Raw genomic sequence first — 16,992 nt, 5'->3', positions numbered from 1 at the left:
CGAAAAAAGCGATGAAGGAAATCCTGCGCGAGGCCTGCAATTTAGCAGATGCCCGGCCACGCCCGCGAAAGTATGGGGGCCACATCGACGCCGGCCCAGCCCTCGCCCCACAGCGTGCCGCCGCTGGCCAGCCGGGTCGCCACGAAGGCCTGCCCGACCGGCGCCGGCGCGTGCCGCAGCAGCAGGGCCGCCTGCCACAGCCGCGCCAGCCCGGCCGCCAGCGCCCGCGCGCCGGCCTCGCCATCGGCGCTTGCACCGGCGGCGCGGGCGAACCAGCGATCGCATTCGGCGTCGTAGCGCGGATCGCGGCCGGCCGCGATGCCGAGCTCCGCCCGCACGGCCTCGAGCACGTCGGGCTCGCGCGTGAGCGCGCGCAGCACGTCGAGCGCCATCACGTTGCCCGAGCCCTCCCAGACCGAATTCACCGGCGCTTCGCGATAGAGCCGCGCCAGCGGCGCCTCCTCCACGTAACCGTTGCCGCCCAGCGCCTCCAGGCACTCGCCGAGCGCCAGCACGGCGCGCTTGCAGACCCACAGCTTGGCCGCCGGCGTGCCCACGCGCAGCAGCGCACGCGCGGCGGGCGACTCGCGTTCGTCCATGGCGCGCGCCAGCCGCAGCCCCAGCGTGGTGGCGGCCTCCGACTCCAGCGCGAGGTCGGCCAGCACGGCGCGCATGGCGGGCTGGTCGAGCAGGGCGCGGCCGAAGGCCTGGCGCTGACGCGTGTGGTGCAGCGCCTGCACCACGCCCTGGCGCAGCAGCGCGGCGCTGCCCAGCACGCAGTCCAGCCGCGTGGTGGCGGCCATCTCCAGCAGCAGCGCCAGGCCGCGCTCGGGCTCGCCCACCATCACGCCCCAGGCCTCCTCGAACTCGACCTCGGCGCTGGCGTTGCTGCGATTGCCGAGCTTGTCTTTCAGGCGCCGCACCCGCACCGCGTTGCGCGGCCCGTCGGGGATCCAGCGCGGCACGAAGAAGCAGCCCAGTCCGGCGTCGCTGCGCGCGAGCACCAGATGGGCGTCGGCCTGCGGCACCGAGAAAAACCATTTGTGGCCGGTGAGGCGGTAGACCCGGCCGCGGCCGGCGGCGCCCTCGGGCGCGGCGTGCGTCGTGATGGCGCGCAGGTCGGAGCCGCCCTGCTTCTCGGTGAGCCCCATGCCGATCAGCGCGCCCTGCTTGGCCGTGACCGGCGCGTCGGCCGGATCGAACACGCGCGAGCCCAGGCGCGGCATCCAGGCATGGGCGAAGTCGATCGCGCCGGCCGGCTCGCGCGCGAGCAGCGGATAGGCCGCGTAGGTCATGGTGGTGGGGCACAGCGTGCCGGCCTCGACCTGGCCCTGCATCAGGAAACCGGCTGCGCGCGCAACCTGTGCGCCCGGGCCGGGACGCACCCATGCGCGGTTGTGCAGGCCGCGCGCGGCGATGCCGCTCATGAGCTGGTGCCAGGCGGGATGGAAGGCGACGCGATCGATGCGATGGCCGTTGCGATCGTAGGCATGCAGCTCGGGCGGATGGCGGTTGGCCTCCTCGCCGGCGGCGAGGGTCTGGGCCCGGCCGAGCCAGGCACCGTGCTCGCGCAGCTCGGCCTCGTGTGCGCTGGCGCCCTCGCGCGCCAGCGCGGCGGCGAGCACCGGGTCGGTGTCGTAGAGCGAGTAATCGTCCAGGGGCGGCACCTGATTGGTGACCGCATGCGTGAAGAACGGCTGCATGGCGTCTCCTTGCGGACCGACGCCTGCCGGATTGCGGCGTTGCCCGCCCAGCGGCTGGGCGGTGCGGCAGGCGCGCTTAACGCCCTAGTGTATCGGGTTCGTCGTCGGCCGGCGTTTCGGCGGGGCCGAGCAACTGCTGCGTCTCGGCCTCCGGCAGCGCCTCCACGCTCTTGAGGTTGCGCAGCATCGCGCGGGTGCGCACCTCGGTGGCGCCGATCTTGGTGCTGGCGTTGTCGAGCGATTTCTTGACGCTGGCCAGCGCGTCGCCGAACTTGGCGAACTCGGTCTTGACCGCGCGCAGCACCTGCCACACCTCCGACGAGCGCTGCTCGATGGCCAGCGTGCGAAAGCCCATCTGCAGGCTGTTGAGCAGCGCCGCCAGGTTGGTGGGCCCGGCCACGTTCACGCGCAGGCCGTGCAGCCGGTCGACCAGGCCGGGCTGGCGCAGCACCTCGGCGTAGAGGCCTTCGGTGGGCAGGAACATGATGGCGAAATCGGTGGTGTGCGGCGGCGCCACGTACTTGCTCGCGATCAGCCGGGCCTGGGCCTCGACCGCACGCGCCAGCGCACTGCCGGCCTGGCGCGCGGCCTCCGCGTCGGCGGCCTCCTGCGCATCGAGCAGGCGCTCGTATTCTTCCTTGGGGAACTTGGCGTCGACCGGCAGCCAGACCGGCTGGCCGCCCGCCTCGCGCCCCGGCAGCCGGATGGCGAACTCGACGATCGCGTCGCTGCCGGGAATCGGCTTCACGTTGCGCGCGTACTGGTCGGCCGTCATCGTGTCTTCGATCAGGCGCGCGAGCTGCACCTCGCCCCAGGTTCCGCGCGACTTCACGTTGGTGAGCACGCGCCGCAGATCGCCCACGCCCGAGGCCAGGGTCTGCATCTCGCCCAGGCCCTTGTGCACGGCCTCCAGGCGCTCGGACACCAGCTTGAACGACTCGCCCAGGCGCTGCTCGAGCGTGGCGTGCAGCTTTTCGTCGACGGTGCGGCGCATCTCCTCGAGCCGTGCGCCATTGTCGGCCTGCAGCGCCTGCAGGCGCGCGTCCACGGTCTGGCGCACCTCGGCCATGCGGCGGTCGTTGAGCTCGACCAGGCCCTGCAGGCGCTCGCCGAACTGCGCGGCGAAGCGTGCCAGCGAAGCCGCATATTCCTCGCGCGCCTCGCGGCCATCGCGCGCCAGCGAGGCGCGCAGGTCTTCCTGGGTCTGCATCAGCTCCGCGCGCAACGCCCGACTCGACTCGGCCAGCTCCGCGCGCAGCCCGCGTTGGCTCTCGGCCATCTCGCTGCGCACCAGCCGCTCCAGGCGCTCGAGGCCGTCCTGCACCCCGTCCACGCCCGGCGCGCGACCGGCGCGCAGCAACGCGCCGAGCGCGAACAACGCCGCCAGCACCGCGGCGCCCGCGCCCACCATGACCCACATCTGCATCGGTTCCAACCCGCTCTCCCTGCCTTCAAAGACACGCCATGCGCACAGCTGCGATTCTGCCTCAATCCGCGCCAGCGCTGGCGCGCCCGGACTGTTGTATGGCCGCGCCAGCCGCGCCGGCGCCGGGTTAAAAAAGTTAACATCGAGAATTCTTCCTTTGGTCCGACCTCGCCGTGTCCGCCCCGCCCCTGCCGTCCGCCTCTGCTGCCCCGGCGCTCCCGACCGGTGACGCGGCCGCCCCCGGGGTGCAGGCCGTGTTCGGGCCGATCGATCTGTCGGGTGCCACGCCGCTCGCCCAGGGCGGCGACCGCTACGTGTTCCAGCATCCGCACGAACCCGGCCTGCTCATCAAGGTGATGGACATGCAGGCGCGCGCGGTCTATCTGCAGGCGCGGCCGTTCAAGCGCTGGTACAAGCAGTTCCAGCGCGAGAGCGCCTACCGCGTCTACCTCAACGAATTCTCGGAATACGTGTGCACCACCACCCGTCCGTCGGGGGTCTGGCAGGTGCCGATGGCGCGCATCCTGGGCGCGGCGCAGACCAGCCTGGGCCTGGGCCTGCTGGTGGAGAGGATCAGCGACGGCAACGGCGGGCTGGCGCCCACGGTCGCCGACCTGGCCCGGCAGGGCCGGTTCACGGTCACGCTGGCGGCCAAGCTGGACGAATTCTTTGCCGACCTGGCCGACGCCCACCTCGTGATCCACGACATGTCGGCCAGCAACGTGGCCTGCGGCTACAACGCCGAGGGCCGGCCCGGCCTGTACCTGGTGGACGGCTTCGGCGTGCTGCCGTTGATTCCGATCCATGCCTGGAGCCGCTTGCTCAACCGGCGCCGGGTGATGCGCAAGTATGCGGCGCTGCGCGCGCGCATGCCGGCGCCCGTGCCCGACCCCGACTGATCAGGCCAGCTCGGCGCCGTCGCGGTCCATCCACACGTAGTCGCGGCCGGCCTGCTGGCCGCGCCGCAACGGATTGCGCGTGCAGAACGCCGCGTAGGCGGGATCGACGAAGCGATATGGCAGGTGCTCGTCGCGCCCGGCCGGGATGCCGAGCCGCGTGGTGCAGATCAGGCGCGGCATATCGGCGCCCACGTCCTGCACGAAGAATCGTTGCGGATCGAACTTCTTGCCGTCCCAGTCGGGCACCTTCAGGCCGAGCGCGCGGCACAGCAGCGTCTGGCCGGCGCACAGCCGGGTGGGCGCGCGCGGCTGGCCCTGGGCGTCGGGATTGAGCCGCTGCATGCATGCGAGCGCGCGCGCATCGCTGACCGCATCGATCCAGGGATGCGCGGACTTGATCAGCACCGCGTTGCCGGGGCCGTGCGCGCTGAAGTTCAGCGAGTCGCCGCCGCGGGCGTAATACATGTAGATCACGCCGCCGTCCATGAACAGCGCGCGGCGCTTGTGGGTGTAGCCGAGCGAGGCGTGGCTGCCGCGCTCGTCGAGGTAGTAGGCCTCGGTTTCGATGATGCGGGCCGACAGCCACAGGCCGCGCCAGCGCCGCCGGATCACCTTGCCCAGCAGATCGCGCGCCAGCGTGGCGGCGTCGCGGTCGAAGAAGCTGTCGGGCAGCGCCGGCCCGGGGGCCACGCGCGTCATCTCAGGCAAAGCGTTCGGTGTAGCGCTTTTCGGAAAAGCCCACGCTGACCTCGCCATCGGCGGTGACCGTGACGGGGCGGCGCACCAGCGCCGGATACTCGGCGATCAGCGCCGTCCATTGGGCCGGCGTGGCCGCGGCCTTCTGCGCGTCGCTCAGCGCGCGCCACGTCATGGAGGTGCGGTTCACGAGCTTTTCCCAGCCGCCCACCTGCTCGGCCCAGGTCTCAAGCGTGGCGGCGGGCACGGGATGATCGCGGTAATCGATGAAGTCGTGGGCCACGCCATGGGCGGTGAGCCATTCCCGCGCCTTCACGCAGGTGCTGCACTTGGTCAGGCCGTAGAGGGTGGTTTGCTTCATGATTGGGTTTCCTTGCGCACTTGCAGGCGGTTGGCCACGATCACGCAGGTGCCGACCGCCAGGATGAACAGCGTGGCCAGGGCATTGACCTCGGGCTTGAGGCCCAGGCGCACGCGCGAGAACACTTCCATGGGCAGGGTCGTGAAACCCGGGCCCGACAGGAACGAGGCCAGCACCACGTCGTCGAGCGACAGGGTGAACGACAGCAGCCAGGCCGAGGCCAGCGCCGGCACGATCAGCGGCAGGGTGATCGAGAAGAACACCTTGAGCGGCGTGGCGCCCAGGTCCAGCGCGGCCTCTTCGAGCGAGCGGTCCATGTCGCGGATGCGCGACTGGATCACCACCGCGACGAAGGCCATGCACAGCGTGACGTGGCCGACCCAGATCGTGAACATGCCGTTCTGCTCGGGCCAGCCCAGCGTGCCGCGCATCTCGACGAACATCAGCAGCAGCGAGATGCCGAGCACGACCTCCGGGATCACCAGCGGCGCGCTCAGCATGCCGAGGTAGAGGCCGAAGCCGCGGAACCGCCCCATGCGCGCCAGCACGTAACCGGCCCAGGTGCCGATGATGGTGGCGGCCGTGGCGGTGAACGCGGCGATCTGGAACGACAGCCACGCGGCGCGCAGCAGCGCGTCGTCGGCGAACAGCGCCGAGTACCAGCGCAACGAGAAGCCGGTCCAGGAGGTGACCACCGGCGAATCGTTGAACGAAAACACCATCAGGCTGAGGATGGGCACATACAAAAAGAAGTAGCCCAGGCCCAGCGCGAGGGTGCGCATCGACTTGTTGGGACCCTTCATCGGCGGCCTCCGCTGTCGACCTGTTGCTGCTTGACCTGGTTGTACTGGAACAGGGCCAGCGGCACCAGCAGCAGCAGCACCATCACGCAGGTCACCGCCGAGGCCATCGGCCAGTCGGTGTTGTTGAAGAATTCATTCCACATCACGCGGCCCATCATCAGCGTGTCGGCGCCGCCCAGCATCTCGGGGATCACGTACTCGCCCACGGCCGGGATGAACACCAGCATCGCGCCGGCGATCACGCCCGGGCGCGACAGCGGCACGGTGATGCGCCAGAAGGCTTGCCAGGGCCGGGCGCCCAGGTCGTAGGCGGCCTCGAGCAGGCGCAGGTCCATCTTCACCAGGTTGGCATAGAGCGGCAGGATGAAGAACGGCAGGTAGGCATAGACCATGCCGATGTACACGGCCAGGTCGGTGCGGTAGATCTCGATCGGGCTGGCGGTCAGGCCCAGGCCCATCAGCACCTTGTTCAGCAGGCCGTCGTTGCGCAGGATGCCGACCCAGGCGTAGACGCGCAGCAGCAGCGAGGTCCAGAACGGCAGGATCACGCCCAGCAGCAGGATGTTGCGGATGGCGGGCGACGAGCGCGCGATGTAGTACGCCATCGGGTAGCCGATCAGGATGCAGACCACGGTGGTGACCGCGGCCATCTTGACCGAGTTCAGGTAGGTGGCGAAATACAGGCTGTCGGTGAACAGCAGGATGTAGCCGCGCAGATGCAGGCTGAGCTGCACCGCCTCGTCCTTGAACTCGGCCAGCGGCGTGTAGGGCGGGATGCCGAACTGCAGCTCCGCGAAGCTGATCTTGAAGACCAGCAGGAACGGCACCAGCAGGAACAGCGCCAGCCACAGGAACGGCGGCACCACCGCCAGGGCGCGCCCCGACGGCAGCCAGCTACGCAACGCGCCCAGCTTCATGATGCCAGCACCGTGGCGCTGTCGGCGTCCCAGCTGACGAAGATCTCTTCGTCGATGCCCGGGGCGTCCATCGCGCCCAGCTGCAGGCTGGGCACGCTCGCCTCCACGACCTTGCCCGAATCGAGCCGGATCTGGTAGAGGCCGTAGCTGCCCATCCACGCCATGTGGCTCACCATGCCGTGGGCCCAGTTGTAGTCGCTCTCGGGCTGGTTGCGCGAGACCACCATGCGCTCGGGCCGGATCGACACGTGCACCTCCATGCCGAGCGGCTCGCTCACGCCGTGGTTGACGTAGAGCGGGCGCGTGAGCGCCTCGCTCTCGATGGCCACGTGATCGGGCTCGTCCTCGACGATGGTGCCGGTGAAGAGGTTGGTGCTGCCGATGAAGCCCGCGACGAAGCGCGAGTTGGGGAAGTTGTAGACGTCTTGCGGCGAGCCGCACTGCACGATCTGGCCTTCGGTCATGACGGCCAGGCGATGCGCCATGGTCATGGCCTCTTCCTGGTCGTGCGTGACCATGATGCAGGTCACGCCGACCTGCTCCAGGATCTTCACCAGCTCGATCTGGGTCTTCTGGCGGATCTGCTTGTCGAGCGCCGACATGGGCTCGTCGAGCAGCAGCAGCTTGGGCCGCTTGACCAGGCTGCGCGCCAGCGCCACACGCTGCTGCTGGCCGCCCGAGAGCTGGTGCGGCTTGCGGCGCGAGTAGCCCGCCATCTGCACCAGGTCGAGCGCCTCGAACACGCGGTCGTGGATCTCGGCGCGGTCCACGCCCTCCTGCTTCAGGCCGAAGGCAACGTTGGCCTCGACCGTCATGTGCGGGAAGAGCGCGTACGACTGGAACATCATGTTGACCGGCCGCCGGTAGGGCGGCACGGCCGTGATGTCTTCGCCGTCGAGCAGGATCTGGCCCGAGGTGGCCTCCTCGAAGCCGGCCAGCATCCGCAGCAGCGTCGACTTGCCGCTGCCCGAGCTGCCCAGCAACGCGAAGATCTCGTTGCGCTTGACCGCCAGGTTGACCGAACGGACGGCGACGGTGTCGCCGAAGATCTTGACCACATCGACGATCTTGACGAATTCGTCCGGATCGGTGGAATGCTGTGCCGTGTAACGGCTATCGCTCATGATGACTTATCTTCCGGACTTCAGTTCGGCCCACATGCGGGTCTGCAGGCGCTGGACCGGCAGCGGCTGCGCCTTGATGACGTACAGGGACTTCGACACCTCGGCGTCCGGGTAGATCATCGGGTTGTCGGCCACGTCCTTGACCACGTACTTGCGCGCCTCTTTGTTGGCGTTCGGGTAGAACATGGTGTTGGTGATCGCGGCGTGCACCTGCGGCGTCTCGATGTAGTTGATGAAGGCGTGGGCCTCTTCGGGATGCGGCGCATCCTTCGGGATCACCATCAGGTCGAACCAGGCCGGCGCACCGCCCTTCGGGATGAAGTAGTTGATGTCGTAGGTCTTCTTGGCCTGCTGCGCACGGTGGCGCGCGATCATCACGTCGCCCGAAAAGCCATAGACCATGCACAGGTCGCCCACGGCCAGCTCGTCGATGTAGCCCGAGGAGCTGAACTGGCGGATGTACGGCCGGATCTTCTTCAGGAGCTCGAGCGCTTCCTTGTAGTCTTCGGGCTTTTCGGAATTGGGATCCTTGCCGAGGTACTTGAGCGCGGCCGGGAACACCTGGGCCGCCTCGTCCAGCATCGAGATGCCGCAGTCCTTGAGCTTGGCCGCGTTTTCGGGCTTGAACAGCATGTCCCAGCTGGCGAGGTCGACGCCGTCGCCCAGGATCTGCTTGACCTTGGTGACGTTGAAGCCCAGGCCGTTGGTGCCGTAGCCCCACGGCACCGCGTACTCGTTGCCCGGGTCGACCGTGGCCACCAGCGCCATGATGTCGGGATCCAGGTATTTCAGATTGGGGATCTTGGACTTGTCGAGCTTCTGGAACAGGCCGCCCTGGATCTGGCGCGAGGCGTAGTGCGTCGAGGGCACGACGATGTCGTAGCCCGACTTGCCCGTCAGCAGCTTGGCCTGCAGGGTGTCGTTGTTGTCGTAGACGTCGTAGCGGACCTTGATGCCGGTCTCTTTCTCGAAGCCTGGAATCGTGTCGGGCGCGGTGTACTCGGCCCAGTTATAGACGTTGACGACCTTGTTCTGTGCCACGGCCGGTGCAACCGCGGCGGCGACCGCCGCCAGACCCAGCGCAAAGCGCATTCCCGTCATGAATTTCATCGCGACCCCTTGCCTAATTCGCGTTGTAAGGATTTCCAAAAGGCAAAATGATAAAGCCTTTTAGCGGGTGGTTGTTGGCGTCCGGCCCGGCAATCCAGGATTTTCGCCGCGCGATCGTGCCCGGGCGGCGCATCGGGCGTGACATCCGGCGGCACATCGGGCGGACAGCGCCCGCGCCCGCGCGCGCCATCGGCCCGCCGACCCGCGCCCGGCGTCAGCCCCGTCAGCCTCGTCAGCCCCGTCAGCCCCGATAGGCCGCGACGATGCGCTGCCAGGCGGCCACGCCCGGCTCGCCGGCGACCTTCACCAGCGAGCGCTTGAGCCGGTCGAGATTGGCCTGGCGGGCGCGCGGCGACACGCCGCCCGCGGTGCCGCGGTCGAAGTCGATCAGCCAGGCATGGCCGCGGGCGTCGAGCAGGATGTTGAAGGCGTTGAGATCGGCGTGCCAGACGCCGGCCGCGTGCATGTCGGCGATCGCCCGGCCCGCGGCCGCGCAGGCCGGCGCGTCCAGCACCTGCGCCAGCGGGCGGACGTCGGGAATGCGCTCGATCAGGATGGCGGCGCGATAGGTAAGCCCGCTGCGCCAGTAGCCGGCCGCGAGCGGCGCCGGCACGCGCAGGCCGTGCGCGCACAGCATGGCCAGCAGCCGGTATTCGCGAAACGGCCGCGTGCGCTCCTCGCCCTGCCACAGGTAGGCGTCGCGCGAGAGCCGCGCCACCAGGCCGCCGCGGCGATAGCCGCGCAGCACCCCGTGCCAGCCGGCGCCATCCACGAACCAGGCCGCCTGGCGCCCGCCCGCCTGCACCGGCCGCGCCGTGCTGCCGTAGGACTCGGGCCGCAGCAGCGCCGGATCCGGCGCGCCCAGGCGCCTGCTGTCGAACAGCATGGCGCCCCCGTCCCAGCCGTGGCGCCGCGCGCCGGGGTCGTTGGCGTCAATCCGCACGGTTGCGCATCCAGTCGGCCACGCCGAAGAACGAATGCACCAGGCGCTCGACCAGCGCCGGCGCGATCTGCTGGTCCTGCATGGCGCGGCCCATGCAGGCCACCCACTGGTCCCGTTCGACCTGGCCGATCGAGAACGGCAGGTGGCGAGCGCGCAGGCGCGGATGGCCGAAGCGCTGGATGTAGTGGTCCGGGCCGCCGAAGTAGCCACAGAGGAACCAGAACAGCTTGTCGCGCGCCTCGTCCAGGCTCGGGCCATGGGCGGCGCGCAGCTCGCGGAAGTCGGGCTCCAGGTCCATCAGGTCATAGAAACGGTCGACCAGCGCCCGCACGGCGGTCTCGCCGCCGAGCAGTTCGAAGATGGTCTTGGTGGTGTCGAGCGGTTCGAAAACGGGCTCGACGCGGGTCGTCGTCATCAGGCTTCTCGCAAGGTAACCAGGGGCGGCGTGCGCAGCACGCCGCGCAGGGCCAGCGCACCGCCGGCCCAGGCGCCGGCCATGCCGGCGGCCATGCCCGCCAGCCACGGCCAGACGCGCATGGTAATCGTGAAATCGAACACCTGGGTCGACAGGACCCAGGCCACCGCGGTGGCGCCGGCCGCCGCCAGCAGGCCGGCCAGGCCGCCCACCGCCAGCAGTTCGAGCCGCTGCGCCCGCGCCAGCTGCTGCCGGGTCGCGCCCAGGGCCCGCAGCACGGCCGCCTCGCGCACCCGTTCGTCGCGCGTGGCCGACAGGGCCGCGGCCAGCACCAGCACGCCGGCGCTCAGGGTGAACAGGAACAACAGCTGCACCGCGCGCGTGACCTCCTGCAGCACCGATTGCAGCTGCGACAGGATCGCGCCCACGTCGAACACGGTCAGGTTGGGGAAATCGCGCACCAGCCCGCGCAGCACCGGCACCTTGTCGGGCGGCAGGTGGAACGAGGTGATCCAGCTCTGCGGCATGTCGGCCAGGGCCGGCGGCGACAGGATGGCGAAGAAATTCACGCGCATGGTATCCCAATCCACGCGGCGCACGCCCGCCACCGTCACGTCGGTGGTCTGGCCGGCCACGTCGAAACGCAGACGGTCGCCCACCTTCAGGCCCAGCGATTCGGCCAGGCCCGACTCGATCGAGACCTCGTGCGCGGCCGGATCGAGCCAGCGCCCGGTCACGAGCCGGTTGCCCTCGGGCGGCGTGTCGGCGAACGAGAGGTTGAACTCGCGGTCGACCAGGCGCTTGGCGCGCGGGTCTTCATAGTCGTCCGGGCCCACCGCCCGGTCGTTGACCGTGAGCAGGCGGCCGCGCACCATCGGCCACAGCCGCACGTTGCCCAGGCCTTCGGCCTGCAGCCGCGCCAGCACGTCGGCGCGCTGGTCGGGCTGGATGTTGATCAGGAAGCGGTTGGGCGCATCGGCCGGCAGCGTGCGCTGCCAGCCGTCGATCAGGTCGGTGCGGGTCATCGTGAGCAAAAGCAGCGCCATCAGCCCGATGGCCAGCGCGCAGACCTGGGTGATGGTGGCGGCGCGGCGCCGCACCACGCCGGCCAGCGCGAAGCGCAGCGCCGGCAGCCCCGCCACCGCGCCGCGCAGGCGCGCGAGCAGCAGCACCGCCAGCCAGGCCACCAGCGCAAACACCAGAAAGGCGCCGAGGAAACCGCCGGCCACGGCCACGCCCAGCTTCAGATCGCCGGCGAACCACCAGATCAGCAGCGACAGCCCGACCGCGCCCACGGCATAGCCGCCCAGCCCGCGCGCGCGCCCGGCGCCGGCGTCGCGCCGCAACACCCGGGCGGGCGGCACGTGGCGCAGCTGCGCCAGCGACGGCAGGGCGAAGCCCAGCAGCATCAGGAGCCCGGTGACCAGGCCCTGCAGCGCCGGGATCACCGAGGGCAGCGGCAGGCTGGTGTCGATCAGGCCGGACAGCGCCATCACCAGCAACTGGTGCACGCCGAAGCCCAGCACGCAGCCGCCGAGCGCGGCGGCCAGGCCGATGAGCGTGAATTCGGCGCAGAGCATGATGCTGACCTGGGCCTGCGAGGCGCCCAGGCAGCGCATCACGGCAATGCCGTTGCGATGCCGCTGCATGAAGCGGCCCGCGGCCAGCGCCACCGCCACGGCCGAGATCAGCACCGCGAGCAGGGCCACCAGCGAGAGGAAGCGCTGGGCGCGGTCGAGCGTGCGGCGCACCTCGGGCCGGCCCGACTCGACCGTGGCGATCTTCTGGCCGCGCTGCAGATGCGCGCGCAACCAGGTCTGGTAGTCGGCCACCGCCGCCGGTTCGCCCGCCACCAGCAGGCCGTAGCCGATGCGGCTGCCCGGGGCGATCAGCCCGGTGGCGGCCAGGTCCGCGCTGCGCAGCATCACGCGCGGCGCGACGTTGACGAACTGCATGCCGCGATCGGGCTCGTAGGTCAGCACCCGTTCGACGCGCAGCCGGGCGTCGCCCAGGCCGATGCTGTCGCCCACGCCGATGCCGAGCAGCGCCAGCAGCTGCGGGTCGGCCCACACCGTGCCGGGCGACGGCACCTCATCGGTGGGCGTGTCCTGGGCGAACGGCGCCTCGGCCACCCGCAGCCGGCCGCGCAGCGGGTAGCCCGGCTCCACCGCCTTGATCGAGACGAGCTGGGCCGCGTCGCCCGCGCTCGCCATCGACGGAAACTGCAGGGTGGCGCTGGTGCGCAGGTCGCGTTCGCGCGCCGCCGCCAGGAAGGCGGGCGGCACGGGCTCGTCGGCGTCGAGCAGCAGATCGGCGCCCAGCATCTGCCCGGCGTCGCGCTCCAGGGCGCGCGAGACCCGATCCGACAGAAACCCGACGCTGGTGACGGCGGCCACCGCCACCACCAGCGCCAGCACCAGCAGGCGCAGCTCGCCGGCGCGCGCGTCGCGCACCATCATGCGCAGGCCGAGCGCCACCGAGGCGAAAAAGCCGGTGCGCCGGGCGGCGCGAGCGGAGGCATCAGGGAAATCCATCATTATCGAACCGTCAAGTAAACACAGCGACCCGCTATCATGCCGCAGGACGAAACCTCAGCTTTCGTCAGCATACCTAATAGAAAAGCCCCCTGGAGAAGACATCATGCGCAAGACGTGGCTCGCTGCCGCCCTGCTTGCCGCCGGCGCGTTCAGCGTGACCGGTCCGGCCCAAGCCCAGACCACCCTCAAGATGGCCTACGCCCTGTCGACCTCGTCGCATTACGGCGCGGGCGGCGACGCCTTCGCCAAGTCGATCGAGGCCAGCTCGGGCGGCAAATACAAGGTCCAGCAGTTCGCCAACAGCGCGCTCGGCGGCGAACGCGAAGTGATCGAAGGCCTGCAGATCGGCACCATCGACCTGGCCATCGTCTCGACCGGCGCCACGCTGAACTTCGTGCCCGAGACCGGCGTGTTCGACATCCCGTTCCTGCTGCGCGACCTGAACCACGCCCGCGCCGTGCTCGACAGCAAGATAGGCCAGGATATGCTCGCCAAGTTCCCGAGCCGCGGCATCGTCGCGCTGGCCTGGGGCGAACAGGGCTTCCGCCACCTGACCAACAATGTCCGCCCCGTGGCCACGCCGGCCGACGCCAAGGGCCTGAAGATCCGCACCACCGAGAACCCGGTCCACATCACCGCGTTCCGCCAGATCGGCATCCTGCCGACCCCGATGGCCTGGCCCGAAGTGGCCACCGCCCTGCAGCAAGGCACCATCGATGGCCAGGAGAATCCCCTGTCGGTGATCACCTCGGCCAAGCTGTCGCAGATGCAGAAGTACCTGTCGCTCACGGGCCACGTCTACGGCCCGGCGCTGGTGCTGATGTCGGCCAGCACCTACGAAGGCCTGTCGGCCGACCAGAAGAAGAACTTCGACAAGGCCGGCAAGGACTCCGCCCAGGCCATGCGCACGTTCGTCGACAACATCGAGAAGTCGGGCGTCGAGCAGCTCAAGAAGGAAGGCATGCAGGTGACCGAGGTCGACCGCGCCGCCTTCGCCAAGGCGGTCGAGCCGGCCTACCCCGAGTACTACAAGAAGTTCGACAAGAAGCTGATCGACTCGATCCGCGACACCAAGTAAGCGCCCCCGCGCCCCCGCCCGGCCGTCCGCCCTGCGCCGACGGCCGGTGCCGTTTTCTCTGGTACTGGAAGCCGTCATGCGTGTGTTGTGCCTTGCCGAAACCTATTTGTTCAAACTCGCGTCCGCGCTGGCCCAGCTGCTGCTGGTGGCCTCGGCGGGCGCCGCCTTCTACCAGGTGATCGCCCGCTTCGTGCTGCACTCGCCGGCCGACTGGAGCGAGGTCACCACCCGCGCGCTCCTGATCTGGACGGTGCTGCTGGGCGTGGCGCTGGCCTTCCGCCACGGCGCCATGATCAGCGTCGAGATGCTGCGCAACGCCCTCCATGGCCGCGCCCGTCGCGCCCTCGAATGGGCGATCGGGATCGTATGCATGCTGTTCCTGGGCGCGATCGCCTGGATCGGCGGCCAGATGACCTGGCGCGTGCGCTTCCAGAACGTGCCCAGCCTGGATATCTCGATCTCCTGGATCTACCTCGCCATTCCGGTGGGCGCGACGCTGGCGGTGATCGCCGTGCTGGCACGCCTGGCCCGCCACGAAGAGGAAGACGTCCCCGTGCGCAACGACGCGCAGGGCTGATTCCGATTCCCGCATTCCCGCTCACATTGAATAGAAAAGGCGGAAAGTCATGTCGCAGTTGATGATCGTCACGATGCTGATCTTCTTCGGCCTGTCGGTGCCGGTGGCGGTATCGATCGGCCTGGCCAGCCTGGGCGGCGTCGCCGTCGCCGGCCTGCCCTCGCTGGTGGTGGCGCAGCAGTTGTTCGCCGCGCTGGATAAATACCCCCTGGTCGCGATTCCCTTCTTCATCCTGGCCGGCAACCTGATGGAAGCCGGCGGGATCTCCGAACGCATGGTGGACTTCGCCAAGAGTCTGGTGGGCGGCATCCAGGGCGGCCTGGCCTGCACCTGCGTGCTGACCTGCATGATCTTCGCGGCGGTGGCGGGATCCAGCGTGGCCACCACCTTCGCGGTGGGCGCGATCCTGATCCCGGCCATGATCCGCCACGGCTACCCGGCGCCGTTCGCCGCCTCGCTGCAGGCGTCCGCGGCCGAGCTCGGCGTGATCATCCCGCCGTCGATCCCGATGATTCTGTTCGCGGTGTCCACCGACACCTCCACCGGCGAGCTGTTCATCGCCGGCGTGGTGCCGGGCATCCTGATCGGCATCGCGCTGATGTTCTACGTGTGGTTCTATGCGCGCCGCAACAATCTGGGCCTGCGCGACGGCGAGGGCCGGCTGCCGGTGTGGCAGGCCTTCAAGCGCGCCTGGCTGGCGCTGCTGATGCCGGTCATCATCCTGGGCGGCATCTACGGCGGTGTGTTCACGCCCACCGAGGCCTCGGTGGTGGCGGTGGTCTATGCCGTGATCGTGGGCAAGTTCATCTACCGCCGGCTGTCGTTCGCGGGCATCTCCACCACGCTGCACAAGTCGGTGGTGTCGACCGCGGTCATCATGTTCGTGATCGCCAACGCCGGCATCTTCAGCTTCCTGCTCAACCGCGCCGGCGTGCCGGACATGCTGGGCCAGTGGCTCTCGGGCGTGTTCGACAGCAAGCTGGGCTTTCTGCTCGGCGTGAATGCGGCGCTGTTCGTGATCGGCATGTTCATCGAGACCTCGGCCTCGATCGTGGTGCTGGCCCCGCTGCTGCTGCCGGTGGCGGTCGCCTTCGGCGTGGACCCGGTCCACTTCGGCATCATCATGGTGGTGAACCTGGCGCTGGGCATGATCACCCCGCCCTTCGGCGTGAACCTGTTCGCGGCCTGCGCGGTGGCCAAGCTGCCGCTCGAACGCCTGATCAAGCCGCTGATCCCGTTCGTGCTGGTGGTGATCGCCTGCCTGATGGTCATCACCTACTGGCCGGGCCTCTCGCTCGGCCTGCGCGACCTGGTCTACGCGCGCTGACGCGCCCGGGGCCGGCCGCGGCGCGCGGCCTCAGTGCCCCTGCTGCAGAAAGGCCGACAGCGCCGGCACCGTGTTGAGCACGTGCCGGCGCATCACCGCCTCGCAGCGCTCGGGGTCGCGCGTGGCCAGCGCGTCGATCAGCTCCTGGTGCGACTCGCGGGCGCGCAGGGCGCGGCCGGGCTGGCTCGACCACAGGCGCATGTAGGGCTCGACCACCGCGTGCAGCTCGGCGATCTGGCGCAGCAGCCGCGGCTGCTGGCAGAAGCTGCACAGGTATTCGTGGAACTCGCGGTGCGCCGTGGTCCAGTCGAGATAGTCGCCCGAACCCTGCTCGAGCTGGTCCAGCATGCTGGCCAGCCGGCGCAGATGCTCGGGGCCCATATTGAGCACGGCATTGCGCATCGCCAGGCCTTCGAGCACCGAGCGCATCTCGAACACTTCCCGCATTTCCTGGGGGTCCAGGCCGCGCACCACCGCGCCGCGATTGGGCCGGATCTGCACCAGCCCTTCGGAGGCCAGGCGGCGCAGCGCGCCGCGCACCGGCATGCGGCTCGTGCCGATGCGCCCGGCGATGATTTCGGGCACCAGCCGCTCGCCGGGCGCATAGTGGCCCAGGCGGATCTCCTGCTGGATGTGCTGGTAGGCTTCCTCTTCGGCCGTCATTGCCGTCTTCTGCAACTGCAGCATGGCGCTTGGATTCCTGTCGATGGTGAGGGCGCGGCCTGACGCCGCCCCGGCGCGAGGGCCAGAGTTTACGGGTTTGCGCGGCGCGCGACACGGGCGGGCGCGCGGCGACGGAAATATCTGTGCGCGCAACGACCCGGGCCACAGACGACACACGCGGGCGCGCGCGGCGCGGCAGCGAGCACCGAAGGCGCGTGGCGCGCGCCAGGCCGCGCAGCCCGCGCCGCAGACCGCGCCTGCGATGCGCAGGCGCAGGCCCACCCCTTGCAGGGCAAAATAACATAAACTGGATCCAGTGATCCATAGATGCAATCCCCGATAGGCGCGGCCCCGGTGCGCCGGTCTAATCCCGGCTGGAGCGGCATCGCCGTCCTGTCAGGCGGGCCGTTCCT

16 protein-coding genes are annotated in these 16,992 nt (G+C 69.7%); 4 read left to right on the top strand and 12 right to left on the bottom strand.

What is annotated here, in order from left to right; translation table 11 throughout:
- Nucleotides 1-41: 41 nt before the first annotated feature.
- Both CEG14_RS08230 and rmuC read right to left on the bottom strand, forming a co-directional pair.
- The gene (locus tag CEG14_RS08230; RefSeq protein WP_094825860.1) at nucleotides 42-1,703 is read right to left on the bottom strand and encodes an isovaleryl-CoA dehydrogenase; all 1,662 of its coding nucleotides are present in this window, start codon (nucleotides 1,701-1,703) and stop codon (nucleotides 42-44) included.
- A 76-nt stretch (nucleotides 1,704-1,779) separates the two neighbouring features.
- On the bottom strand, nucleotides 1,780-3,129 hold the full coding sequence (rmuC, locus tag CEG14_RS08225; protein ID WP_094825859.1) for a DNA recombination protein RmuC: 1,350 nt from the start codon (nucleotides 3,127-3,129) through the stop codon (nucleotides 1,780-1,782).
- A 188-nt stretch (nucleotides 3,130-3,317) separates the two neighbouring features.
- Here rmuC and CEG14_RS08220 point away from each other — a divergent pair, with 188 nt between their 5' ends.
- Nucleotides 3,318-4,028, top strand: a complete 711-nt coding sequence (locus tag CEG14_RS08220) for a PhoP regulatory network YrbL family protein (RefSeq protein ID WP_094825936.1) — start codon at nucleotides 3,318-3,320, stop codon at nucleotides 4,026-4,028.
- Here the strand turns inward: CEG14_RS08220 and CEG14_RS08215 are convergent, their stop codons facing one another.
- The 9 genes from CEG14_RS08215 to CEG14_RS08175 all read right to left on the bottom strand — a co-directional run bounded on the left by CEG14_RS08215 (nucleotide 4,029) and on the right by CEG14_RS08175 (nucleotide 12,934).
- Nucleotides 4,029-4,727 (bottom strand): DNA-3-methyladenine glycosylase, encoded by a 699-nt coding sequence (locus CEG14_RS08215; RefSeq protein ID WP_094825858.1) that lies wholly within the window; start codon nucleotides 4,725-4,727, stop codon nucleotides 4,029-4,031.
- Between the two features lies 1 nt (nucleotide 4,728).
- Complete coding sequence (locus tag CEG14_RS08210) at nucleotides 4,729-5,085, bottom strand: arsenate reductase (protein WP_094825857.1); 357 nt, start codon at nucleotides 5,083-5,085, stop codon at nucleotides 4,729-4,731.
- The gene (locus tag CEG14_RS08205; RefSeq protein WP_094825856.1) at nucleotides 5,082-5,888 is read right to left on the bottom strand and encodes an ABC transporter permease subunit; all 807 of its coding nucleotides are present in this window, start codon (nucleotides 5,886-5,888) and stop codon (nucleotides 5,082-5,084) included. Before CEG14_RS08205 ends, CEG14_RS08210 begins: the two co-directional genes overlap by 4 nt.
- A complete protein-coding gene (locus CEG14_RS08200) occupies nucleotides 5,885-6,805 on the bottom strand; it encodes an ABC transporter permease subunit (protein WP_094825855.1) in 921 nt (306 codons plus the stop codon). Before CEG14_RS08200 ends, CEG14_RS08205 begins: the two co-directional genes overlap by 4 nt.
- A complete protein-coding gene (locus CEG14_RS08195; protein ID WP_094825854.1) occupies nucleotides 6,802-7,929 on the bottom strand; it encodes an ABC transporter ATP-binding protein in 1,128 nt (375 codons plus the stop codon). The genes CEG14_RS08200 and CEG14_RS08195 overlap by 4 nt, the downstream gene beginning before the upstream one ends.
- Nucleotides 7,930-7,935: 6 nt before the next feature.
- Nucleotides 7,936-9,039, bottom strand: coding sequence for a polyamine ABC transporter substrate-binding protein (locus CEG14_RS08190; RefSeq protein ID WP_094825853.1), 1,104 nt, complete (start codon nucleotides 9,037-9,039; stop codon nucleotides 7,936-7,938).
- Nucleotides 9,040-9,280: 241 nt separating this feature from the next.
- A complete protein-coding gene (locus CEG14_RS08185; RefSeq protein ID WP_094825935.1) occupies nucleotides 9,281-9,925 on the bottom strand; it encodes a 3-deoxy-D-manno-octulosonic acid kinase in 645 nt (214 codons plus the stop codon).
- A 46-nt stretch (nucleotides 9,926-9,971) separates the two neighbouring features.
- Nucleotides 9,972-10,397, bottom strand: coding sequence for a group II truncated hemoglobin (locus CEG14_RS08180; protein ID WP_094825852.1), 426 nt, complete (start codon nucleotides 10,395-10,397; stop codon nucleotides 9,972-9,974).
- Nucleotides 10,397-12,934 (bottom strand): ABC transporter permease, encoded by a 2,538-nt coding sequence (locus tag CEG14_RS08175; protein WP_094825851.1) that lies wholly within the window; start codon nucleotides 12,932-12,934, stop codon nucleotides 10,397-10,399. The genes CEG14_RS08180 and CEG14_RS08175 overlap by 1 nt, the downstream gene beginning before the upstream one ends.
- A gap of 103 nt (nucleotides 12,935-13,037) precedes the next feature.
- Between CEG14_RS08175 and CEG14_RS08170 the strand changes: the two genes are divergently transcribed.
- From CEG14_RS08170 to CEG14_RS08160, 3 genes are all read left to right on the top strand, one after another.
- A complete protein-coding gene (locus tag CEG14_RS08170) occupies nucleotides 13,038-14,012 on the top strand; it encodes a TRAP transporter substrate-binding protein (RefSeq protein WP_094825850.1) in 975 nt (324 codons plus the stop codon).
- 76 nt (nucleotides 14,013-14,088) lie between these two features.
- A complete protein-coding gene (locus CEG14_RS08165; RefSeq protein ID WP_094825849.1) occupies nucleotides 14,089-14,589 on the top strand; it encodes a TRAP transporter small permease in 501 nt (166 codons plus the stop codon).
- Between the two features lie 49 nt (nucleotides 14,590-14,638).
- Nucleotides 14,639-15,916 carry a TRAP transporter large permease gene (locus CEG14_RS08160; protein ID WP_094825848.1) on the top strand — a complete coding sequence of 426 codons (1,278 nt, stop codon included), beginning with the start codon at nucleotides 14,639-14,641 and terminating at the stop codon, nucleotides 15,914-15,916.
- 30 nt (nucleotides 15,917-15,946) lie between these two features.
- Here the strand turns inward: CEG14_RS08160 and CEG14_RS08155 are convergent, their stop codons facing one another.
- Nucleotides 15,947-16,603, bottom strand: a complete 657-nt coding sequence (locus tag CEG14_RS08155; RefSeq protein WP_094825847.1) for a GntR family transcriptional regulator — start codon at nucleotides 16,601-16,603, stop codon at nucleotides 15,947-15,949.
- Between the last annotated feature and the right edge of the window lie 389 nt (nucleotides 16,604-16,992).

Origin of the sequence: Bordetella genomosp. 1 (assembly GCF_002261335.1) — a bacterium.
Classification (GTDB): Bacteria; Pseudomonadota; Gammaproteobacteria; order Burkholderiales; family Burkholderiaceae_B; genus Bordetella.
This window is presented reverse-complemented; position numbering and strand designations above follow the sequence as displayed.